This is a genomic window from Streptomyces sp. NPDC019937, from assembly GCF_040631655.1.
GTDB lineage: Bacteria > Actinomycetota > Actinomycetes > Streptomycetales > Streptomycetaceae > Streptomyces.
Genome location: NZ_JBEYAL010000040.1, coordinates 48,227 through 70,471, shown reverse-complemented (window position 1 = coordinate 70,471; position 22,245 = coordinate 48,227). Strand labels below are relative to the sequence as shown.

The 22,245-nt window shown below is 73.2% G+C and carries 18 protein-coding genes; 12 read left to right on the top strand and 6 right to left on the bottom strand.

The window, feature by feature from the left end; translation table 11 throughout:
- Positions 1-43 precede the first annotated feature (43 nt).
- The gene (locus ABZ562_RS32260; protein WP_361486440.1) at positions 44-874 is read left to right on the top strand and encodes a methyltransferase domain-containing protein; all 831 of its coding nucleotides are present in this window, start codon (positions 44-46) and stop codon (positions 872-874) included.
- Here ABZ562_RS32260 and ABZ562_RS32255 read toward each other — a convergent pair.
- Both ABZ562_RS32255 and ABZ562_RS32250 read right to left on the bottom strand, forming a co-directional pair.
- Positions 846-1,790: a pseudouridine-5'-phosphate glycosidase gene (locus tag ABZ562_RS32255; protein ID WP_361486437.1), complete on the bottom strand. Its 945-nt coding sequence runs from the start codon at positions 1,788-1,790 to the stop codon at positions 846-848. The genes ABZ562_RS32260 and ABZ562_RS32255 overlap by 29 nt on opposite strands.
- On the bottom strand, positions 1,787-2,920 hold the full coding sequence (locus ABZ562_RS32250; protein WP_361486434.1) for a PfkB family carbohydrate kinase: 1,134 nt from the start codon (positions 2,918-2,920) through the stop codon (positions 1,787-1,789). Before ABZ562_RS32250 ends, ABZ562_RS32255 begins: the two co-directional genes overlap by 4 nt.
- Positions 2,921-3,102: 182 nt before the next feature.
- Here ABZ562_RS32250 and ABZ562_RS32245 point away from each other — a divergent pair, with 182 nt between their 5' ends.
- The 4 genes from ABZ562_RS32245 to ABZ562_RS32230 all read left to right on the top strand — a co-directional run bounded on the left by ABZ562_RS32245 (position 3,103) and on the right by ABZ562_RS32230 (position 6,531).
- Positions 3,103-3,837, top strand: coding sequence for a DUF998 domain-containing protein (locus tag ABZ562_RS32245; RefSeq protein WP_361486431.1), 735 nt, complete (start codon positions 3,103-3,105; stop codon positions 3,835-3,837).
- A gap of 70 nt (positions 3,838-3,907) precedes the next feature.
- Entirely contained in the window at positions 3,908-4,813 is a 906-nt protein-coding gene (locus tag ABZ562_RS32240) for a hypothetical protein (RefSeq protein ID WP_361486428.1), read from the top strand.
- A complete protein-coding gene (locus ABZ562_RS32235) occupies positions 4,810-5,613 on the top strand; it encodes an alpha-L-glutamate ligase (protein ID WP_361486425.1) in 804 nt (267 codons plus the stop codon). The genes ABZ562_RS32240 and ABZ562_RS32235 overlap by 4 nt, the downstream gene beginning before the upstream one ends.
- A 159-nt stretch (positions 5,614-5,772) precedes the next feature.
- Positions 5,773-6,531: an alpha/beta fold hydrolase gene (locus ABZ562_RS32230; protein ID WP_361486422.1), complete on the top strand. Its 759-nt coding sequence runs from the start codon at positions 5,773-5,775 to the stop codon at positions 6,529-6,531.
- Positions 6,532-6,556: 25 nt separating this feature from the next.
- Here ABZ562_RS32230 and ABZ562_RS32225 read toward each other — a convergent pair whose 3' ends face one another.
- The gene (locus ABZ562_RS32225) at positions 6,557-7,771 is read right to left on the bottom strand and encodes a DUF4032 domain-containing protein (RefSeq protein ID WP_361486419.1); all 1,215 of its coding nucleotides are present in this window, start codon (positions 7,769-7,771) and stop codon (positions 6,557-6,559) included.
- A 486-nt stretch (positions 7,772-8,257) separates the two neighbouring features.
- Here ABZ562_RS32225 and ABZ562_RS32220 point away from each other — a divergent pair, with 486 nt between their 5' ends.
- Together ABZ562_RS32220 and ABZ562_RS32215 are read left to right on the top strand one after the other, a co-directional pair.
- On the top strand, positions 8,258-9,754 hold the full coding sequence (locus tag ABZ562_RS32220) for an AlkA N-terminal domain-containing protein (protein ID WP_361486416.1): 1,497 nt from the start codon (positions 8,258-8,260) through the stop codon (positions 9,752-9,754).
- A 73-nt stretch (positions 9,755-9,827) separates the two neighbouring features.
- Complete coding sequence (locus tag ABZ562_RS32215; RefSeq protein WP_361486481.1) at positions 9,828-10,334, top strand: methylated-DNA--[protein]-cysteine S-methyltransferase; 507 nt, start codon at positions 9,828-9,830, stop codon at positions 10,332-10,334.
- Positions 10,335-10,411: 77 nt separating this feature from the next.
- On the opposite strand, the gene ABZ562_RS32210 is transcribed toward ABZ562_RS32215, so the two are convergent.
- Complete coding sequence (locus ABZ562_RS32210) at positions 10,412-12,346, bottom strand: FUSC family protein (RefSeq protein ID WP_361486413.1); 1,935 nt, start codon at positions 12,344-12,346, stop codon at positions 10,412-10,414.
- A gap of 440 nt (positions 12,347-12,786) precedes the next feature.
- Here ABZ562_RS32210 and ABZ562_RS32205 point away from each other — a divergent pair, with 440 nt between their 5' ends.
- The 4 genes from ABZ562_RS32205 (at position 12,787) to ABZ562_RS32190 (ending at position 17,875) form a co-directional block, all read left to right on the top strand.
- Positions 12,787-14,091 carry an FAD-dependent oxidoreductase gene (locus tag ABZ562_RS32205; RefSeq protein WP_361486411.1) on the top strand — a complete coding sequence of 435 codons (1,305 nt, stop codon included), beginning with the start codon at positions 12,787-12,789 and terminating at the stop codon, positions 14,089-14,091.
- Positions 14,092-14,170: 79 nt separating this feature from the next.
- On the top strand, positions 14,171-15,637 hold the full coding sequence (gene mptB, locus ABZ562_RS32200) for a polyprenol phosphomannose-dependent alpha 1,6 mannosyltransferase MptB (RefSeq protein WP_361486408.1): 1,467 nt from the start codon (positions 14,171-14,173) through the stop codon (positions 15,635-15,637).
- Positions 15,634-16,872, top strand: coding sequence for a glycosyltransferase 87 family protein (locus ABZ562_RS32195; RefSeq protein ID WP_361486406.1), 1,239 nt, complete (start codon positions 15,634-15,636; stop codon positions 16,870-16,872). The genes mptB and ABZ562_RS32195 overlap by 4 nt, the downstream gene beginning before the upstream one ends.
- Positions 16,873-16,900: 28 nt before the next feature.
- Entirely contained in the window at positions 16,901-17,875 is a 975-nt protein-coding gene (locus tag ABZ562_RS32190; RefSeq protein WP_361486403.1) for a lysylphosphatidylglycerol synthase transmembrane domain-containing protein, read from the top strand.
- Between the two features lie 18 nt (positions 17,876-17,893).
- Here the strand turns inward: ABZ562_RS32190 and ABZ562_RS32185 are convergent, their stop codons facing one another.
- The gene (locus tag ABZ562_RS32185; RefSeq protein WP_361486400.1) at positions 17,894-19,012 is read right to left on the bottom strand and encodes a CapA family protein; all 1,119 of its coding nucleotides are present in this window, start codon (positions 19,010-19,012) and stop codon (positions 17,894-17,896) included.
- A 161-nt stretch (positions 19,013-19,173) separates the two neighbouring features.
- Between ABZ562_RS32185 and ABZ562_RS32180 the strand changes: the two genes are divergently transcribed.
- The gene (locus ABZ562_RS32180; RefSeq protein WP_361486397.1) at positions 19,174-21,225 is read left to right on the top strand and encodes a phosphocholine-specific phospholipase C; all 2,052 of its coding nucleotides are present in this window, start codon (positions 19,174-19,176) and stop codon (positions 21,223-21,225) included.
- A gap of 47 nt (positions 21,226-21,272) precedes the next feature.
- On the opposite strand, the gene ABZ562_RS32175 is transcribed toward ABZ562_RS32180, so the two are convergent.
- The gene (locus ABZ562_RS32175; RefSeq protein ID WP_361486394.1) at positions 21,273-22,244 is read right to left on the bottom strand and encodes an antibiotic biosynthesis monooxygenase; all 972 of its coding nucleotides are present in this window, start codon (positions 22,242-22,244) and stop codon (positions 21,273-21,275) included.
- Position 22,245 lies beyond the last annotated feature (1 nt).

The following is a 22,245-nucleotide window of genomic DNA, read 5'->3' as shown; positions in this document are numbered from 1 at the left end:
GTGACGTCAGGATCCACGTATGAGCAGGGGTGAGGAGCGCGGAATGACAGCGATCGGATATGTCCACGGCTATTCGGACCAGGAGGCCCGGCGGCTGGGCGATCAGGCCGACGCCCTGGCGGAGTTGCTGCACCACGGCACGGCGTATCCGCCGGGCAGCCGGGTGCTGGAGATCGGGTGCGGAGTCGGCGCCCAGACGGTGCATCTGGCCGCGAACAGCCCGGGGGCGCATCTGGCGGCGGTCGATGTCTCCGAGGCGTCGCTCGCGCGGGCCCGCGCGCGGGTGGCGGCGCAGGTGTCCGGAGCCGACGTGGCGTGGCACCGGGCCGATCTGTTCGAGCTGCCGTTCCCCGATGCCGCCTTCGACCATCTCTTCGTGTGCTTCGTGCTGGAGCACCTGCCGGACCCGCACAAGGCGCTGGCCGCGCTGCGCCGGGTGCTGCGGCCGGGAGGAACCGTGACGGTCATCGAGGGGGACCATGACTCCGCGTTCTTCCACCCGCACAGCGCCTACGCCCGGGCGGCGATCGGCGGACTGAAGCGGCTCCAGGCCGACGCGGGCGGAAACGCCCTGATCGGGCGAGAGTTGCAGCCGCTGCTGAGCGATGCCGGGTTCCACGACGTCACGGTCCGGCCGCGGACCGTCTACGTCGACCGGACCCGGCCGGCCCTGGTCGAGGACTTCATCCGCAACACCTTCATCGCCATGGTGGTGTCCGTCCGGGAGGACGCGCTGGCCGCGGGGGTGTCCACGGCCGCCGACTGGGACCGGGGCATCGCCGATCTGCACCGGACGGCGGCTGCGGACGGCACCTTCCACTACACCTTCTTCAAGGCGGTCGCGATCAATCCGCTGTCGGCACAGCGCCGTTGACCGCCGCGTAGCTGATCGCGATCCGCGCGCCGAGCCGTGCGTTGTTCTTGACGAGCGCGATATTGGTGCGCAGGCTCTCGCCCTTCGTCAGCTCCACGATGCGGCCCAGCAGATAGGGCGTCGCGTCCTTGCCGCCGATACCCGCCTCCGCCATTTCGGCGAGGGCCTGCTCGATGATGCCGTCGATCCGCTCGGCGGGGATCTCGTCCGCCTCCGGGACCGGATTGGCGATGCTCAGCCCGGCGGGCAGGCCCAGGTCCCACTGGGCGCGCATCACGGCGGCGATCTCCTCCGGGGAGTCGGCCCGCAGGGGGGAGGCGAAGCCGCTCGCCCGGGAGTAGAACGCGGGGAAGTCGTCGGTGCCGTAGGTGAGCACCGGCACGCCGAGGGTTTCCAGGGTCTCCAGGGTGAGACCGATGTCGAGGATGCTCTTCACCCCGGCGCTGATGACCGCCACCCCGGTGGTGGACAGCTCCGTGAGGTCCGCGCTGATGTCGAAGGACTGCTGCGCCCCGCGGTGCACCCCGCCGATGCCGCCGGTGACGAAGACCCTGACCCCGGCGAGCGCGGCGAGCCGCATGGTGCTCGCCACGGTGGTCGCGCCGTGGCCGCCGCGCGCCATGACATGGGCCAGGTCGCGCACGCTGACCTTGCCGACCTCCGGGTCGGTGGCGAGCAGTTCCAGATCGGCGCGGTCCAGTCCGATGCGCGGTGTGCCGTGGAGGACGGCGATGGTGGCCGGGACCGCGCCCTCGGCGCGGATGATGGCCTCGACCTCGGTGGCCATCTCGACGTTCTGCGGATACGGCATGCCGTGGCTGATGATCGTGGACTCCAGCGCGACCACGGGCCGTCCGTCGCGCAGGGCCTCCCGGACCTCCTGGTTCAGGGTCAGCCGGGGGTGGGGGGTGGTCATGTCGTCCTCCGCGGTGGGGCGGTCGCCGCGTCCTCGACGAGGCGCGGGGTCAGATCGGGCCGTACGGTGGCGGTGGTCGCCACGGTCAGCGCGGCGGCGGCGTGGCCGTAGCGGGCGGCGGCCACGGGGGTCTCGCCGGTGAGCAGGGCGTGGACGAACGCGCCGAGCATCGCGTCACCGGCGCCGGTCACGTCCCTCACCTCGGCCGGTGGCGCGTCCAGGAAGGTGGTGCCCTCCTCGGTGCCGCTCAGCAGGGAGCCGCGCTCGCCGAGCCGCACCCATACGTACTGGACGCCGCGCTCGTGCAGCACGGCCACGGCCTCGGTCAGCTCCCCGTCGTCACCGGTGTGGTCACCGGTGGCGCGGCCGGTGAGGGCGCCCAGCTCGGCCACGTTCGGGGTGACGGCGAAGACCGGGCGCCCGGCGTCGAGCAACGGGGCGAGCAGCGCCGCCTTGGGCACGCTCACCGGGTCGATCACCGTATGGACCCCGGCGGCGCCGGCGATGTCCAGCGCGTAGGCCAGCGCCGGGGAGGCGAGGTTGCCGTCGAGCACCAGCATGCTCGCGTTGCCGATGAGTTCGCGCGCGGGCTGCAGATGCTCGGGGCCGAGCCCGTCGGTGGCGGCCATGTCGGCGACGGCCACGACGAGTTCGCCGTCGGCGTCCAGCACCGCCGTATAGGTGCCGGTGGGGTGTGTACCCCGGTGGACGTGGTCGATCCGCACCCCGGTGGCCCGGGTCTCGCTCAGCAGCCGCTCCCCCGCCGGGTCCCGGCCGACGGCGGCGATGAGATGCGTCGGGGTGCCCAGCCGGGCCAGGTTCTCCGCCACGTTGCGGGCCACCCCGCCGGGGCTGGTGTGTGCGTGGCCCGGATTGCTGGTGCGGTACGCGAGCGGCGCCAGGCTGCGCACCTTGACGTCGACGTTGGCGCCGCCGATGACCACCACCGCGTGCTCCTGGCGGAGGATGTAGCCGCGCCCGAGGATGGCGCCCTTCTTGCCCAGGTTGGACAGATGGACGTTGACCGCCGCCCGGGTGGTGCCGAGGGCTTCGGCGATCGCCTGGGCTCCGGCCAGCGGGTCCCGGCGCAGCAGCGCGAGTACTTCCCGCTCCCGTCGGGTCAGCATCATGTTCAGGACAGTAAAGGAAACTTAGTCCAATAAACAGACCCCCAGGCTCCTCCCTCGAAAGTGCCGGTCAGGGTCCCGAGGAAGAGGGACCCGCATTTCGCTCGTCACCGTGACGCGCGGGCCGATCACCGAGTGCGAGCGTTGCGCATGCCCCGCCGCCCCCTCAGCGCTGAAAGGTGATCATGAAATCGACCTCCGTTGCCCCTGCCGGTGCCCGCGGGCTGCCGGCGGCCAGGATCGGCGCCGCCGCGTGGATCGTCGGCGCCGTACAGTTCCTGGCCGTTCAGCTGATCGCCGGGTCCCGCTGGCGTACGCCCTACAGCTGGCGCGACAACAACATCAGCGACCTGGGCAATGTCCACTGCGGGATGTGGGACGACTCGCGCCCGCGGTACGTCTGTTCACCGCTGCACGGCCTCATGAACACGTCGTTCGCCGTCCAGGGCGTGCTGCTGCTCGTGGGGACGCTGCTGACCGGTGTCCACTGGGGGCGGGGCCGGATGTCGCACGGCGCCCGGTTCCTGTTCGCCGTCAACTCCGGCGCCTGGGTCCTGGTGGGGCTGGTGCCCGCCGACGTCGACGAGGACCTGCACGTCCTGGGCGCGCTCCTCATCATGGGCGTGGGCAACATCGGGCTTCTCCTCGCCGGATGCGCGCCCCGGCGTTCCCTGGTCGGCAGAGCGCGCGTCGCGGCCTACGGTATCGGCGCCGCCGCGGTGACCGCGGCATGGATGTTCTTCACCCGGCACGATCCCGGTATCGGGCTGGGCGGCCTGGAGCGGGTCGCGGCCTTCGGGCCGCAGCTGTGGACGCTCGTCATGGCCCTCGCCGTCCTCTGCGCGCCCCGCCCGTGGCGCCGGGACCGGACCAACCGGGTGGGGCAGGAAATGACGGGAGAACACATGATGACATCCTGAGGGTCCACGGCTTGCCGGATCCGCTCGGCGGCAGCCCGGACGATGTATCCGGTGATGAGGAAGAAGACCGATGAGACTCTGCTTTCTGGTGGAGGAGCGCTATCGCCACGACGGAATGCCGCAAGAGGTGATCCGTCAGCTCACCGCCTGGGGCCATCAGGTGGACGTCCTGCGGCCCGGCCGCTCCCTGATGCGGATATCCGACGCGATCCGGGTCGGAAGCCATGACGCCTGGGTGCTCAAGACCGTGTCCGGCGGGCCCGGTCTGACGCTGCTGGAGGCCGCGGCCGCGGTCGGTCTCACCACCGTCAACGACGCGCGGTCCATCCGCGGGGTGCGGGACAAGGCGCTGGCGGCGGCGATCGGCCACAGCCGTGGCCTGCCCGTGCCGGCCACCTACGCGGCGGCCCGCCCCGAGGCGCTGGCGGAGATACCGGAATCGGAGTTCCCGCTGGTGGTCAAGCCCGCGGACGGCAGTTCGGGGCGGGCGGTGCGGCTGGTGCCGTCGCCGGACCGGCTCGCGGCGCTCGGTCCCGAACTGGCCCGGGAGGGCATGCTGATCGCCCAGCCCTATGTGCCGAACTCGGGCATCGACCTCAAGGTGTACTGCGTCGGCGGCGAGTTGTACGCGACAGAGCGCAGCTCACCGCTCGACCCGGACCAGGGCGTACGGGGGCGCCGGGTCGCGCTGTCCCCCGAAGTGGCCGCGATCGCCGCCGAGGTCGGCGCGGTGTACGGACTCGACCTGTACGGGGTCGACATCGTGCTCGGCCCGGACGGGCCGGTGGTCGTCGACGTGAACGACTTCCCCAGCTTCAAGGAGGTGCCGGACGCGGCGGCCCGGGTGGGGCGCGCGGTGCTGGACCTGGCCCGCCGGAGCGGGAGCGGCCCCGGCACGGTGCTCGACACTGTGCCCGGTCCGGTGCCGTTGCCGGTGGCCGTGCAGATGCCCGCGACGGTGGGGGGTGCCGGATGAGGGTCGGTCTCATCACCGCCGCCCCGGACCATCAGCTCCTCGCCGATACGGCGGCCCTGCTGACGCCCCGCCACGAGCTGTTCGCGGTCGATCCGGAGGCCGCCGCCGTCCCCGGCGAAACGGCCGACGTCTATCTGCTGAAGGCCCGTACGCCGAGGGCGCTGGCGCTGGCCCGGTCCCTGGAGGGGCGCGGCGCGGCGGTGGTGAACTCCGCCGCGGCCACGGAACTCTGCCAGGACCGGACGGCGATGGCGGCGCTGGCGCGGCAGGCCGGCCTGCCGTTCGCGGACACCCGCACGGTGTCCGCGCTCGCACGGCTGGACGCGTCGCGGCTCGCCTACCCGGTGGTCGTCAAGAGCCGCCACAGCCGCCGCCACGATCTGGTGGCCCGGGTGGACGGTCCCGTACGGCTGGCGGAGCTGGCCGCCGCGTGGCCCGACGAGCCCGTGGTGGTCCAGGACTTCACGCCCAACGACGGCTGGGACCACAAGCTGTGGGTCGTCGCGGACACGGTGTTCGCCGCGCTGCGGACCTCCGAGCTGGCCGTCGGCCGGGAGGGCCGTCTGACGCTGCCGCTCCCCCTGGACGATCTGCCGCCGGGATGGCTGGATCTGGTGCGTCGGGTCGGTTCGGTGTTCGCGCTGGAGGTGTACGGGGTGGATGTGCTGCGCGGGCCGGACGGGCCGGTGATCGTGGACATCAACGCGTTCCCGGGGGTCCGTGGCCAGGCGGGCGCGCCGGAGGCGCTGGCAGCCCTGACGGTGCGCGCCGCCGGTCCCCGGCCCGCCGTCCGGGCGTGACCGCGAAGGCCCGTTGACCGTCCCCACTGAGCCCCACCCCCCTAGCGACAACCCGTCCGAAAAATAGGGGTTGTAGCCGTTCGGGGCGAACCGGCAGGCTTGTATTCCGTGTGTGCGCGCGAGCGTACGCCGTCGACCAGTGGCTCGAAAGGACGTCAGGTGACCGCAAACCCCACCGGCACCAGTCTGTGGATCAGGCAGTTCCATCCCGCGCCGGACGCGACGACGCGGCTCGTCTGCCTGCCGCACGCCGGCGGATCGGCCTCCTACTACTTCCCCGTGTCGCAGGCGCTCTCGCCGGGGGTGGATGTACTCGCCATCCAGTACCCGGGCCGCCAGGACCGCCGTAACGAGGAGTGCGTCAGCACCATCGGCGAGCTGGCCGACGCGCTGGTGCCCGAGCTGCTGCCGTACACGGACAAGCCACTCGCGCTCTTCGGGCACAGCATGGGCGCGACCCTCGGCTTCGAGGTGGCGCTGCGTCTGGAGCAGAAGGGCGTGGTGCCGGTGGTGCTGTTCGCGTCGGGGCGGCGCGCGCCGTCCACGAGCCGCGACGAGTCGGTCCACCTGCGCGACGACGACGGTCTCATCGCCGAGATGCAGGCGCTCAGCGGCACCGACTCGCAGGTCCTCGGGGACGAGGAGCTGCTGCGGATGGTCCTGCCCGCGATCCGCAGCGACTACAAGGCCGCGGAGACCTACCGGTACACCCCGGGCCCCCCGCTCACCGCCCCCATCCACGTCCACGTGGGCGACGACGACCCCAAGGCGACGGTCGACGAGGCCCGCAAGTGGAGCGAGCACACCAGCGGCGGGTTCGAGCTGCACACGTACCCCGGTGGCCACTTCTACCTCAACAACGAGGCACCGGCCGTCATCGCGTCCATCTCGCGGACGCTGTCCGCGCTGCGGCCCTGACGCACGCCGAACCGCCCGCCGCCGGTCACTCCGGCGGGCGGGCGCCCAGGACGTTGCGGGTGTAGTCCTCGGCGGCGGCTTGCAGGCCCACGTCGCCCTGGCACCGTTCCGCCAGCAGCCAGCGGTGTTCCAGCACCTCGTAGTAGATCTGCGCGGTGTCGGCGGAGCCGCGCAGCTCCAGGGGGACGGCCCGCACCGTCGGCCGGAACTTGTCGCGCACCCAGCGGTGGGCCAGCACCTCCGGGCGGGCGCCGAGCGGATCGCCGGGGGCGTAGTCCTCCTGGGTGGCCATCCACGCCTCCAGGTCGTTCAGCAGGCTGCGGGCCTGGTTCTCCTCGGCGTCGAGGCCGGTCAGCCGCAGCAGCTGGCGCTGGTGGTGGCCCGCGTCCACGACCTTGGGCAGAAAGGTGACGGTGTCCCCGTCGGGAGAGCGCTCGATCTGCATTTCGGCCACGTCGAAGCCCAGGTCGTTCAGGCGCCGCACCCGCCGGTCGATGTAGCGGCGCTTGGCCACCGGATAGACGGACTGCCGGGTCAGCTCGTGCCACAGCGCGGTGTACCGCTCCTCGATGGCCTGGCCGAAGAGCACCGGGTCGACCGAGGGGTGCAGCGAGCCGCTGGCCTCCAGGTCCATCAGCTCCCCGGCGATGTTCACCCGGGCCACCTCCACGTCGTACTCCCGCTGCCCGCTGGTCAGCTTCGGCTGGATCTGCCCGGTCTCGGCGTCCACCAGATACGCGGCGTAGGCGCCCGCGTCACGCCGGAAGAGGGTGTTCGACAGCGAGCAGTCCCCCCAGGCGAACCCGGCCAGATGCAACCGCACCAGCAGCACGGCCAGCGCGTCGAGCAGCCGCTTGATCGTGCTGGGCCGCATGGTCGTCTCGAACATCGACCGGTACGGCAGCGACCCCACCAGATGGCGGGTGACCAGCACCGGCTCCAGCGGCTCACCGTCCCCGTCGGTCCGCCCCGTGACCACCGCGAGCGCGTCCACGGCCGGAACGGCGAGCCGGTCCAGGTCGCGCAGCAGCCCGTACTCCCGCACCGCCGCCCACTCCCCGACCTCCTTGACGGCGACCACCTCGCCACCCGCCCGCGCGAACCGCACGACGTGGCGGGAGATGCCGCGCGGCAGGGCGACCAGATGCGCCTCCGGCCACTCCTCCAGCGGCATGTTCCACGGCAGGTCGAGGAGTGACGCCGGGTGCTCGGGCGAGGTGGCGGTGATCTGCAGCTCCATGACACACCAGTGTGCGGTACGCGTGTGCGACACGGTGCGCGCCATCTCGACACACGTATCCGCTTCCGGTTGCCTTTCGAAGTGGAATCAGGAAACAACACGGTTCGCCTTGCCCGCGCCCGGCGGCAGCACCACGCTGACTTGGGGTGACACACAGCTGCTCGGCAGGGCATTACGGAGGTACATGTGCTCGAGCAACGTCACCGGTTCGGTTCTGAACTCCGGAGGCTGCGGCTGGCCGGCGGGGTCACGCTCGACCGGCTGGCCGGGCTGGTCCACTACAGCAAGTCGCCCGCTTCGACACTCCCGTCGCTCCGGTCACCCCCGCCCCGCCCGCCCCGTCCCCGGACGCCTTCGACCGCGTGCCGGACGAGGCGGAGCGGGAGCCGGAGGCGGAGCGGAGCCCCTGACCCGCGGCCCCGCCGTGAGCGCCATGTCCGTTTTCCGCCAGCGCATCGGTCCGGGATGGCGCACAGTAGGGGTGTGATGAGCGAAGACAGCATGTACGAGGCGGTGTGCAGCCGTGACGCGCGCTTCGACGGCGAATTCTTCTTCGCCGTCGCCACCACCGGGATCTACTGCCGACCGAGCTGCCCGGCGACCACGCCCCATCGCAAGAACGTGCGCTTCTTTCCGACCGCGGCCGCCGCGCAGGGCGGGGGGTTCCGGGCCTGCCGGCGCTGCCGTCCCGACGCGGTGCCCGGCTCCGCCGAGTGGAACGCGCGGGCGGACGCCGTGGGGCGGGCGATGCGGATGATCGGCGACGGGGTGGTCGACCGGGAGGGAGTGGCCGGGCTGGCGGCGCGGCTGGGGTACAGCGCCCGCCAGGTGCAGCGGCAGCTGGGCGCGGAGCTGGGGGCCGGGCCCGTCGCGCTGGCCCGTGCGCAGCGCGCCCACACCGCGCGGATACTGCTGCAGACGACCGGATTGCAGGCCGCGGAGATCGCGTTCGCGGCGGGGTTCGCCAGTGTGCGGCAGTTCAACGACACCATCCGGGAGATCTACGCCGCCACCCCGACCGAGCTGCGCGCCGCCCGCCCGGGCCGGGCCTCCCGGTTCGGGCCGGTGGGGCGGCGGGCGCCGGGGGCCGCCTCGGCGTCGGCCGGAGTGCCGCTGCGGCTGGCCTACCGGGGGCCGTACGCCACCGCCGAGGTGTTCGGCTACCTCGCCCGCCGTGCCCTGACCGGCGTGGAGGAGGTCGTGGGCGACCCGGGTGACCGCACCTATCGCCGTACGCTGCGGCTGCCGCACGGCTACGGTGTCGTGGAGATCGACGAGCGCCCCGGTGACGGCTGGCTGGAGTGCCGGCTGCACCTGACCGAGCTGCGCGATCTGACCACCGCCACCCAGCGGATCCGCCGCCTGTTCGACCTGGACGCCGATCCGTACGCGGTCGCCGAGCGGCTGGGCACCGACCCCGCGCTGGCGCCGCTGGTGGCGGCGCGGCCCGGACTGCGCTCACCGGGTTCGGCCGACGCGCACGAGCTGGCCGTGCGCGCCGTGCTCGGCCAGCAGGTGTCGGTCGCCGCCGGGCAGCGGCTGGGCAACGCGCTGGTCGCCGCGTACGGCACGCCCCTCGCGGAGCCCAGCGGCGGGCTCACCCATCTCTTCCCGGGCGCCGACGACCTCGCCGACCGCCCGCTCACGGACCTCGGCATGCCGGAGAGCAGGCGCGCGACCCTGCGCACGCTGGTCACCGCGCTCGCCACCGGGGCGGTACGTCTGGACACCGGCGTCGACCGCGACCGGACCGAGAAGGAGCTGCTGGCGCTGCGCGGCATCGGCCCGTGGACGGCCGGTTACATCCGGATGCGGGCGCTGGGCGACCCGGACGTCCTGCTGGAAGGGGACGTCGCGGTGCGGGCCGGAGCGCGCCGCGCCACAGCGTTCCTGGAGGACTCCGAGGGCTGGCGGCCGTGGCGTTCGTACGCCATGCACCACCTCTGGAACGCCCCGAAGACCGCCCCGGCCCCCCTCGCATGACCCCTGGGCGAGGTGTCCGATTCCCGAGGACATCGGACGGACCATCGTGAACACGCAAGGAAAGGACCGGGCCATGGCCCTCTACACGACGATCGACAGCCCCCTGGGCGAACTGCTGCTGGCGGGCGCGCCGTCCGCCACCGCCAGGGGCGGCACCGCTCTGGCCTCGCTCTCGGTGCCCCAGCAGACCCGCGGGGCCACGGTGCAGGACGGCTGGCGGCGCGACGACGCGGCGTTCGCCGAGATCGTGGACCAGCTGGGGGCGTACTTCGCGGGCGAGCTCACCCGCTTCGACCTCGAATTCGTCTCCGGTGGGACGGCGTTCCAGCAGCGGGTGTGGCAGGCGCTGGAGGACATCCCGTACGGCACGACCGTCAGTTACGGCCAGATCGCCGAGCGGGCCGGTGCCTCGCGCGCCGCGGTCCGCGCCGTGGGCACCGCGATCGGCCGGAACCCGCTGCTGGTCGTGCGGCCCTGCCACCGTGTCATCGGCGCGAACGGCTCGCTGGCGGGGTACGCGGGCGGCCTGGACCGCAAGGAGCGGCTGCTGCACCTGGAGGGCGTCGCGATCGGCGGCTGACGGACGGCCTGATCACCCCGCGGTGCCAGGATGTGTCTCGCCGATCATGCCCCGTCGGCCTGTTCGACAAGACACCCCTACCGCGAGGCGAGGCGGCGGGCCCTGCGCAGTCCGGCGGTGACATCCGCGAGGGTCGCGCAGTCCGTCACCGCCGCCCCGGCGGGCAGCACCAGGTCCGTCGGGGGCCGGCGGGTGGCGACGGCGTCGGCCAGGTCGGACAGTCCGGCGCGCAGCCGGGCGGCCAGTTCCGCGTCGGGGTACGGCGCGCCCTGGTCGAGCCGGACGCCGCACGCGGTGGCGGCGTCCACGATCTCCTCCAGCGCGGAGACCACCGGCGCCCAGGCCGCCAGGTCCCGCCCGAACGGCGGGTGTTCGGCGCTCGCCACCTCCACCGCGCGGCGGGCGTCGGCCAGTGCGCGGTAGGCCTCGCGGCGCAGCCGCAGCCGCTCCGCGTAGGGCGCCTCGGCGGTCAGCACCCGGTCCAGGTGGTCGCGGGTGGCGCGGACGGCGAGGGAGAGGCGGACGGACACCTGGGCGCGCGGGCCGCCGAGGCCGGGCAGGGCGCCCGCGGCGAGCACGACCACGCAGGCGAGCAGGGTGTCCCTGAGCCGGGTGTAGCCGGGGTCGGTGTCGCCGCCGAGGTAGACGAGGGACAGCAGCAGTGGGGTGAGCACGGCCGTCTGCAGCGCGAAGTGGCGCACGGAGACGGGGATGGCCGCCGCGCACACCGACGCCACCGCGACCGGCCACAGCCCGGGCAGGCCGGTCATCGGGCCGAGCAGGGTGGCGAGCACGCCGAAGACGGCCACGCCCACCGCGGTGCCGAAGGCCCGGGACAGTGCGCGCGAGACCAGCGGGCCCATGTCGGGCTTGACCAGGAAGGTGGCGGTGGCCGGGAGCCAGTACCAGTGGTCGCCCGGCAGTGAGCGCGCGAGCACGGTGGCCACGCCGACGCACAGGGCGACCCGGGCCGCGTACTCCCGTCCGGCCGGGCCGGTCATCCGGCGCAGCCGCTGCCGGTGGCCGGGGCCGACGGCGCCGACCGGGGGCGCGGGTTCGCCGTCGAAGACGCGGGCGGCGAGCAGGACGGCCCGGTGCACGGCGATGCTGCCCGCGGTGCCGGGTACGGGGGCGGGGAGCCGTCCCGGGGGCAGTCCGGTGCGCACCGAGCGGGCGAGCTGGGCGGGGGTGCGGGCGACCCGGGCGGGCAGGGGTTCGTTCTCCCACAGCAGGGTCAGCACCGCCTCGCTCAGCCCTCCGGCCACCGCGAGCCGGTCGCGCAGCCGCCGTTCCTCCTCGTCGGGGCGCTGCCAGGGGATGCGGTGGGCGTAGAGGGCTTCGTAGGCGGTGTCGTACGCGGAGGTCAGCCGCCGCCGGGCGGCCTGGGCGCCCTCGGTGCCGACGACCGTCATCAGGTCGCCGAGGGCGTCGTACACGGCGGCCACCGCGCCCCGTTCGTCGGGCCCGGGGGCGGCCGCCGGGCGGAACCGGTGGACCAGGGGCAGCAGCGAGGCCATCACGATGACCCAGGCGGCGCCGACGAGCAGCATTCCCGCGCGCACCGGCGGGGGTTCGGGCAGCGGCATTCCGGCGCCCACCACGGCGAGCACCATCAGCTGCACCCCGGCGTTCGAGCAGACCGGTCCGACGGCGCTGAGGGCGCCGGAGACGAGCCCGACGGTGGCCAGCGCGAGGGCGATCCACGGGCCGAGCCCGAGCGTGGCGAACGAGGCGCCGATGAAGAGACCGAGGGATCCCGCGAGGGCCGGGAGCCCGATGCGTACGGTGCGGGTGCGGCGGGTGGCCGGGCGGTCGTTGATGTGCGCGAACATCGCGCCGAGGCCCGCGGTCACCCCGGCGGGGGTGTTGCCGGTGGCCACGCCCACCGCCACCGCCGGGCCCACGCCGAGCGCTCCGCGCAGCACCGCCGGCCAGGGCACCGGGCCACGCAGCGTCCGCACCCCGCCCAGGGGGTGCGTCAGCCAGTGGGGCAGGTCGGAGAGCGCGCGCAAGGATCCTCCGTGTTCCGGGTGGCGAGGGGTGGTCTGGTCGGCGTGGCATCGCATCGACCCCTTCGACGGTACGTGAGCCGAAAGGAGCTTCCGTAACCTGCGTGTTTCCGCCATGTGACCCTGGGGTGGTTGACAACCGCCCATCCCGCCCATGCGCGTCGATGACCTGCCACTTTTGAATTTTGACCGAGTTATTCGTCACGCCGACCAGCTCGTGCACATGCCAGGCTCATATGTGACCCTCATTGGCCATCTTTGAACTCAGCGTGTTGTGCTGTGCACACAAGGCCAACTAGCCTCCGTGTCGCGCCTGCAGAACGGTCGTTTACCAACCGGCTCACCTGGTGAGCGCGTTGCCCCTTGCTCCGGTAGCCCCGCATCGCCCGGCCCGATACCCCAAGCGTGGAGAACTCCGTGCACGTGACGTTAGATCAGGACAGATGCGCGGCCTCGGGCCCGCGCCGGGCCGCCGCCGTCCGCCCCGGCCCGGCGACCGCCCCGGCCGCGTCGTGAGCAGCCCGGTCAACGTGGTCGTCGTGGGCGCCTCGGTGGCGGGCCTCACCACCGCCGTCACGCTGCGCTCGCTGGGTTACGGCGGGCGGCTCACCCTGATCGGCGACGAGCCGCACACCCCGTACAACCGGCCGCCGCTGTCCAAGCAGATCCTGGCGGGCACCTGGGAACACGACAGGATCAAGCTCCGTACGGACGAGGAACTGGGCGCGCTCGACGCGGAGCTGCTGTTCGGCAGGTCCGCCACCGGGCTCGACACCCTCGCCGAACGGGTCCTGCTGGACGGCGGCGACAGCGTCCCGTACGACACCCTGGTCATCGCCACCGGTGTCACCCCGCGCGGTCTGCCCGACGCCCACCACCTGGCCGGGGTGCATCTGCTGCGCACCCTCGACGACGCGCTCGCCCTGCGCGCCGATCTCCAGCGCAGGCCCACGGTGGCGGTGGTCGGCGCGGGGTTCCTGGGCGCCGAGGCCGCCGCGGCCGCGCGCCGGATGGGGCTGGACGTCACCATGATCGATCCGCGTCCGGTGCCGATGCGCCGCCAGTTCGGCGACCGGATCGCGGGGCTCGTCGGGCAGCTGCACCGGGACAACGGCGTGTCCATGCGCTGCGGCACGGGGGTGACCCGGTTCCTCTCGGCCGGCGGCCATGTCACCGGGCTCGAACTGACCGACGGGACGGTGCTGTGTGCCGATCTCGTCGTGGTCGCCATCGGCGCGGTCCCGTCGACCGGCTGGCTGGCCGGGTCCGGTCTGGCCTTGAGCAACGGCGTGGAGTGCGACGCCGCCTGCCGGGCGGCGCCGGGCATCTACGCGGCCGGTGACGTCGCCTCCTGGTACAACGAACACTTCGGGGCCCGCATGCGGCTGGAGCACCGGCTGAACGCGACCGAACAGGCCCAGGCGGTCGCCCGCAACCTGCTCGGCGACGACCGGCCGTTCGCCCCCGTGCCGTACTTCTGGACCGACCAGTACGACGCCCACATCCAGGCCTACGGCATCTTTCCGGCCGACGCGGAACTCGCCGTGCTCCACGGCGCGCTGGACGACCGCCACTTCGTGGTCGGCTACGGCCACCGGGGGCGGGTGGTGGGGGTGCTGGGCTGGAACAGCCCGCGTGAAGTGCTGGAACTCCGCCGGCTGGTGGCCGACAAGGCGGCCTGGTCGTCGATCGAGGGCAGCGCGCCCCCGGTCGGGGCGCTCGCCGGAGTCGCCGGCCCGGGCGGGTGACGGGGCCGACACCTCCCGGTCGGCCATCGGTGACCACGGCGTCACGTTTCGGCCATACGTCACGGCGAGTGTGGGGCGGGTGCTGGTCCGTCGTGTTCTTCTCCAAGGTGCCGCCATCGCTCCGCACCACTGCCGGCTTCTCGGGTTCGCGGGCTCGGTCGCCCTCGCCGCCGGGGGCGCGACGGCCGGAGCGCTGCCCGTGGGGGATGCCCTCACCCCGGACTCCGGAAGAGCCGCGCTCGGCCTGGTCAGCACCTACTTCGGACTGGTGTTGCTGGTGGCGGCCTGGTGGTGGCTGGGGCGCGAGGTGCGCGGGCCGCGCCCGCCCGGCGTCCGCAGCCTGCTGGTGACGCTCGCCGCCTGGGCGGCCCCGCTGCTGCCCACTCCCCCGCTGTTCAGCCGGGACGTGTACAGCTACCTCGCCCAAGGCGCGATGGTGCACGCGCGCATCGACGTCTACACCCATGGCCCGGTACGGCTCGGCGGGCCGATCGCGGCCGAGGTGGCGCCGGTGTGGCAGCACACGCCCACCCCGTACGGCCCAGTCTCGCTGGCCTTCGAGAGCGCGATCGCGCACGCCTCGCGCGCCGAACTGCCCCTGGGCGTCTTCGGGTTGCGGCTGATGGCGCTGCTCGGGGTGGCGCTGATGGTGCTCGCCCTGCCGGTGCTGGCCCGCCGCTGCGGCACCGACCCGGGCGCCGCGCTGTGGCTGGGCGGGCTCAACCCGCTGTTGCTGCTGCACCTGGTCGGCGGGGCGCACAACGACGCGGTGATGCTGGGGCTGCTCGGCGCCGGGCTGGTGGCCGCGACCGGCCGGTGGCCCGCCTGCGGCGCCGTCCTGGTCACGCTCGCCGCGCTGGTCAAGGCGCCCGCCGCGCTGGGGCTGCTGGCGGTGGCCTCGCTCTGGGCGCGCCGGGCGCCGGACCGCAGACGGCGCGTCGGCGCCTTCCTCGCCACGGCCGCGCTGGCGCTCGTCACCACGGGCGTGGCCACGGCCGTCACCGGCACCGGCTACGGCTGGATCGGGGCGCTGTCCACCCCCGCCTCCGCCGGCAACTGGGCGCTGACCAGCGCCCTCGGCCGGGCCACCGGTGCCCTGCTGCAGGCCGTCGGCAGTGGGCTGGCGCCGCTGGCCACCCCGGCGTGGCACGCGCTGGGGCTGCTCGCGACCGCGGTCGCCGTGGTGGCCGTCTGGCTGTGGCCACCACGCCGCGGGCCGCTGTACGCGCTGGGGCTGAGCCTGACCGCGGTGGCGGTGCTCGGCCCGGCGATCCGGCCCTGGTACCTGCTGTGGGGGCTGTTCCTGATCGCCGCGGCCGCGCCGAGCGGCACGGTGCGCCGCGCGGTGGCCGGGGTGAGCGGGGTGCTCGCGCTGGCCGTACTGCCCAGCGGCTTCGCCCCGGATTCCCGGCAGCTCACGTTCGCGGTGTGCGGGGGCGGGCTGGCGCTGTGCGTGCTGTGGTGTGCGCGGTGGGCCCCGGGGTTCGCCGCCGGGCCGGGGCTGTCCCCGGCGAAGGGCGCGCGCAGGCCGGAGCGTTCGGCATGACGGGGCCCACCACGCCCCGCGGACGGCTGCTGCTGGCGGCCGGGCTCACCACGGCCGCCGCGCTCTTCCTGGCCTTCGTCCCGCTGCACCGGGACTGGTTCGACCTGGGCGTCTACTACGGGGCCGTCGGCCAGTGGCTGCACGACGGCCACATCTACGACTTCACCACGCCGGGTGCGGACGGGGCGGACTACGGCTTCACCTATCCGCCGTTCGCGGCCCTGTGCATGCTGCCGATGACGCTGCTGAGCTGGCCGGAGGCGGTCGGCGTCAGCATGCTGCTCAACGTGGCCGCCTCGGCGGTCGTCCTGACCTGGCTGATCGGGCCGGTCGTGCGCCGCCGGGGCTGGAACACCTGGTTCGCCTTCACCGTGGCGGGCTGTCTGTTCTCGCTGCTGGAACCGGTCCGGGACACCTTCAGCTTCGGCCAGGTCAATCTGCTGCTGCTGGTCCTGGTGCTGCTGGACGCCCGGCTGCTGGCCACCGGGTACGGCCGCTTCGCCGGGTACGGGACCGGGCTGGCCGCGGCCGTCAAGCTCACCCCGGCGATCTTCATCGTCTATCTCGTGGTCACCCGGCGGTGGCGGGCCGCCACCGCCGCCACGGCCACGGCGGTGGGCGCCACGCTGCTGGCCGTGTGCGCGGCGCCCACCGCCTCCCGGGTCTACTGGACCGAGGCGCTGTGGGACACCGACCGCATCGGGGTGCTGTCCTACGTCTCCAACCAGTCATGGGAGGGCGTGCTGGCGCGGCTCGTGGCCCCGGTCGAGCCCAGCGGTGCGGTCTGGGCGGCCGGGGTGCTGGCCCTGCTGGCGGTGTGGGCGTACCGGGTGCGGCAGGCGGCCGCCGTCGGCGACGAACCGGCGGGCTACGCCCTCACCGGCATCGCCGCCTGCCTGGTCAGCCCGATCACCTGGGTGCACCACCTGGTGTGGCTGATCCCGGCGCTCATCGTGCTCGCCGAGTCCGGGCTGCGGCCGGATACGCCACCGCGGCGGCGCCGGACGCTGTTGCGGGTCGCCGCGGTGGTCTATGTGATCCTCTGCAGCAGCCTGGTGTGGCTGTGGCGGTTCGACGCGACCGGGGTGACCGGTTTCCTCGGCAGCAACGCGTATGTGTGGATCTGCCTCGGGCTGCTGCTGGCGCTGCCGCTGCGGGAGGCGGCTCCGGGTACGGCCCCGGCGCGCGCCCCGGCACCGCGGTCGGCCCCGACCGGCCGCGCGGCGACGGGATAGGGACGATGCGATGCGGCTGACAGTACCCGTGCGGCACCCAGTGCCCATACGGCGGGAACCCCGCCCCCTGTACCGGCGGCTGCCGCTGCGCCAGGTCCTGTGCCTCGCGCCGCTGGTCGCGGTCGCCGTCTGGGTGGGCCGGCACCGCTCGCTGATCGGTTCCGGGGCCCGTCAGATGCTCACCGCCGATCCGTGGTGGCTGCTGACGGCGGTCGCGACGACGGGGCTCGGCTGGGTCGCGGTGTCGTTCGCCCGGCAGGGCACGGTGCTGGAACGGCTTCCGGCCAGGCGGCTGTTCGCCACCCAGTTCGCCGCGGGCGCCGCCAACCATGTGCTGCCGTCGGGGATCGGGGCGAGCGCGGTCAACATCCGCTTCATGACCGGCTGCGGGCTTCCCCCGGCCCGCTCCTCGGCCGCGCTCGCCCTGTACTTCCTGGCGGAGGCCGTCACCCGGATCGTGCTGCTGCTGGTGCTGCTCGCCGCCTTCCCGGAGGCGCTGCGCGTCGGCCCGCTGCTGCCGGAGCGGACCGCCGGGCTGGTGGTGTGGGCGGCGGTGGCGGGGGCGGTCGTCCTGGTGGCGGGGCTGCTGCTGGTCCGCCGGGTGCGCCAGCTGATCCGTGACTTCCTGCGCACCGCGCTGGCCGACGCCCGCTCCCTGCATCTGCGGCCGTCCCGGGCGCTGGCCCTGTGGGGCGGTTCGCTGGCGTTCCCGCTGCTGCAGGCGTCCGGTCTGGTGGCGGTGGCCCTCGCGCTGGAGCTGGACGTCTGGCCGCCGCATGTGATGCTCGCCTATCTGGCCGCCTCCGCGGTGGCCGCCGTGGTCCCCTCCCCCGGCGGCATCGGCTCGGTCGACGCGGCGCTGGTGATCGCGCTGGTCGCGGCGGGCGCCCCGGTCGAGGCCGCCACGTCCACGGTGCTCGCCTACCGCTTCATCACGCTGTGGCTTCCGCTGGTCCCGGGTGCGCTGGTGCTCGGCGCCCTGGTCCGTTCCAAGATCCTCTGACCGCTGCGGGGTCACGGCTCAGGGCTCGGCGCGGTGCGCGGTGAGCACGTCGTCGCGGCCGAGGGCGATACGGGTGCCGAGGGCGGAGCCGGCGCGGGCCAGGGTGCGGGCCAGCCATGCGGCGTCCTCGTGCGGGGCGCGGCACAGCCGCATCCGCCGGGCCCGGAGGACCACCATCCGCAAGCCCAGGAGCGCACCGGTGTCCGGCCGCAGCGTGGCGAAGTACAGCAGCCGCAGATCATCGCGGTACCGCTCGTGGCCCCCGATGCCCTCGTAGTCGTCGATGAGGTCGCCGCAGCCGTAGAGGACCAGCTTGTCGCGGTAGATCTCCAGGGGGCGGGGGTGGTGGGAGGAGTGGCCGTGGACGAGGTCCACACCGCCGTCGATCAGGGCGTGGGCGAAGCGGATCTGGTCCTCGGGCACGTCGTATCCCCAGTTGCCGCCCCAGTGGATCGAGACCACGGCGAGGTCGCCGGGCCGCTTGAGCTGCCGTACGCGGTGGGCGAGGGCGGCGGCGTCACCGGCCGCGTGCTCGGACACCACGTCGACGCCGGATCGCTCACCGGCCGCCGACCAGCCGGGCGGGATGCCGCTGGAGGCGGTCCCGCAGCCGAAGACCAGGACGCGCCGGTGGTCACCGACCGGGACGGCCGCGGGGCGGCGCGCCGACCGCTTGTCCCGGCCCGCGCCCGCCACCTGGATGCCCGCGGCGGCCAGGGTGTCGAGGGTGTCCTCGAGGCCGGGCCGTCCGCGGTCCAGTACGTGGTTGTTCGCCAGGACGCAGACATCGGGCCGGGCCACGGCCAGACCGGGGAGGTTGGCGGGGCTCATCCGGTAGTGGATCTCCTTGCCGGGCGCGAAGGCGCCGCCGCCGGTGATGCTCGTCTCCAGGTTCACCACCCGGGCATCGGGTGCCGCCCGGTCCAGCACCGGCAGCGCCTCCCCCCACGGCCAGGAGAAGCCGGCCGGCCGCGGGATCGGACCGCTCGCCTCCTCCACCAGTTCGACGTACGCCCGGGAGTCGCGGATGTAGGGCTCCCGCAGCGCCGGATCGCCGGGGTGGGGCAGGATCTGGTCGACGCCGCGGCCGAGCATCACATCGCCGCAGAGGAACAGCGTCACCGCGTCACCGCGCATACCTCCACGTTAATGCGGTCCCCGCCGTGAATGCCGCGACCAAGGTTCAACCAGTCTTTTCCGCCGTTTCCTCCAGGCGCCGTTGTGCCCGTCGACCGGGCGGAAGACACTTCCCCGGTTCCCCCGCTCCACTTCGCCACGCCACAGGAGACCGGATTCTCATGACATCCATGGACCGTCGAAGATTCATGCAACTGGCCGGTGCCGGCACGGCCCTGCCCCTGCTGTCCACGAGCATCGCGCGCGCCGCGGAGATACCGGCGAACCGCCGCACCGGCAGCCTCCGGGACGTGGAGCACATCGTGGTCCTGATGCAGGAGAACCGCTCCTTCGACCACTACTTCGGCACCCTGCGCGGGGTGCGGGGATTCGGCGATCCACGCCCGGTGAGCCTGCCCAGCGGCAAGACGGTGTGGCACCAGTCCGACGGCACGAGGGACATCTTGCCGTTCCGGCCCGACGCCGACGACCTGGGCCTGCAGTTCCTCCGGGACCTTCCGCACGGCTGGGGCGACACCCACGCCGCGGTCAACGGCGGCGCGTACGACAAGTGGGTGCCGGCGAAGTCGGCCACGACGATGGCGTACCTGACCCGTGAGGACATCCCGTTCCACTACGCGCTGGCCGACGCGTTCACCATCTGCGACGCCTACCACTGCTCGTTCATGGGCTCCACCGACCCCAACCGCTACTACATGTGGACCGGATACACCGGCAACGACGGGACGGGCGGCGGCCCGGTGCTCGACAACGCGGAGGCCGGATACGGCTGGACGACGTATCCGGAGCGGCTGGAGAAGGCCGGGGTGTCCTGGAAGATCTACCAGGACATCGGCGACGGCCTGGACGCCAAGGGCGGCTGGGGCTGGATCGACGACGCCTTCCGGGGCAACTACGGCGACAACTCGCTGCTGTACTTCAACCAGTACCGCGACGCCACGCCCGGCGACCCGCTCCACGACAAGGCCCGCACCGGCACCGACGCCCGCAAGGGCGAGGGCTACTTCGACCTGCTGAAGGCAGACGTGAAGGCCGGGACGCTGCCCCAGGTGTCCTGGATCGCGGCGCCCGAGGCGTTCACCGAACACCCCAACTGGCCCGCCAACTACGGCGCCTGGTACCTGGCCCAGGTGCTGGACGCGCTGACCTCGAACCCCGAGGTGTGGAGCAGGACCGCGCTGCTCATCACGTACGACGAGAACGACGGTTTCTTCGACCACGTCGTGCCGCCGTACGCGCCCTCCCCCGGGCGCGGCGGGTCGACCGTGACCACCTCCGGCGAGCTGTTCCCCGGCTCCTCCTCGCAAGCCCCCGGCGCGTACGGGCTGGGGCAGCGGGTCCCGATGCTCGTGGTGTCGCCGTGGAGCAAGGGCGGCTACGTGTGCTCGCAGACCCTCGACCACACCTCGATCCTGCGGTTCATCGAACGGCGGTTCGGCGTCGAGGAGCCCCACATCTCGCCGTGGCGGCGCGCGGTGTGCGGCGATCTGACCGCGGCGTTCGACTTCGGACGCACCGACCCGAGCATGCCCGCCATGCCGGACACCAGCGGCTACCTCCCCAAGGACCGCGACCGGCACCCCGACTACGTGCCCACGGTCCCCGCCGAGCCCGCCCTGCCCCGGCAGGAGCCGGGCCGGCGCCCCACCAGACCGCTGCCGTACGACCTGTCCGCCGACGCCACGGCGGGCGACGGCACCCTCCGCGCCGACTTCGCCAACCACGGCCGCGCGGGCGCCCACTTCCACGTCACCTCCCGGAGCCATCCCGGCGGCCCGTGGGGGTACACCGTCGAGGCGGGCAAGCGGCTGTCCGGCGAGTGGAGCGCGGCGCCCGGCAAGGCCGGCTACGACATCGAGGTGCACGGTCCGGACGGCTTCCAGCGGCGGTTCGCGGGGGCCCTCACCGGTGACGGCCCGCAGGTGAGCGCGCGCCACGACGGCAGGACCGGACAGCTCAGGCTGACCCTCAGCAACCCGGGCCGCACCACGGTACGGCTCACCGTCAGGGACGGACACCTGGACGGGCAGTCGGACACCTACCGGCTGCGCCCGGGCGCGCGGGTGACCCACACCGCGGATCTGCGCCGCAGCCACCAGTGGTACGACGTGACGGTGGTGTCCGACCACGACAGCACCTTCGTGCGGCGGCTCGCGGGCCATGTCGGGACGGGCCGCGCGGGCTTGAGCGACCCCGGGCTCGCGACCGGCTGAACCACCCCGCCCCCGGGCCCACGCCATGGGCCCGGGGATCCACCGGGTCAGGGCAGCGTCCAGATCAGGTTCGTCACGACGTAGAAGACGACGACCCAGAACACCATCACCGTGGCGACGATGCCGAGGCCCAGGAGATTGGTCTTCGTCGCCGACGCGCCCGGTGACGGCCGCAGCCATCGCTTGAGCAGCCGGTTCACGTAGTAGGGCATGGTGACGAAGCTCATGATGAAGCTCGACAGCAAGTTGCCCACCAGCAGCCCGAGCCAGAGCGGCAGCTTCAGCGGTGACAGGGCGAGCGTCAGAAGCACCACGGTCGGGTACAGGCCGACCCACACGGCGATGGCGGTCTTGGTCTCGGACGGTGGCGGCGCTTCCTTGCCGTTCTCCTCGAAGGCGAACCAGCTGCCGAAGGAGTTGTCGATGGTGCGCAGCTTGAAGTCCTTGAACTTCTCCCCTTCGGCAAGGGCCTCCCGCCGCTGGGCCGACGTCAGCCAGGCATCGAGGTGCTCGGCGTTGTCGAACCGGTACAGCGTGGTCCACTCGTCCTGAAGACCCTCGATCGGGCGGAAGAGCTCGGTTCCGCGGAATCCCTCGAAGGTGCTCTCCTCCTGGTTCAGGCGGTGCTGCCACTCGAGGAAACTGTCGACGTGCTCCGGGGCGACGCGGTGGGTGACCACCACCGTCACCAGCGGATCAGCCGGCTGCTTGCCGCCGCTGATGACCTGCTGGGTCGCGGGACCGTCGAAGTATTTGCCGCCGCTGTCGAGAAAGCGCTGCCGGGTCGCGCAGTTCATCCACGCCTGCAAGTGGGCTATCGAGTCGAACCGGTAGACGACGGTCCAGTCGGGCTGCACGTCTGTCGGCGGGGAGATCTCGGCACCGAGGTAGCCGGGGTAGCCCGCGGCCGCGGTGTTGAGGTCCCGCTGCCACGTTTCGTACTCCCGCTCCAGCCCGGGCTGGACCTTTTGGCCGATGATGACGGTTGCCGCGGAGTCGTCGGGGCTCTCGGTGTTCATC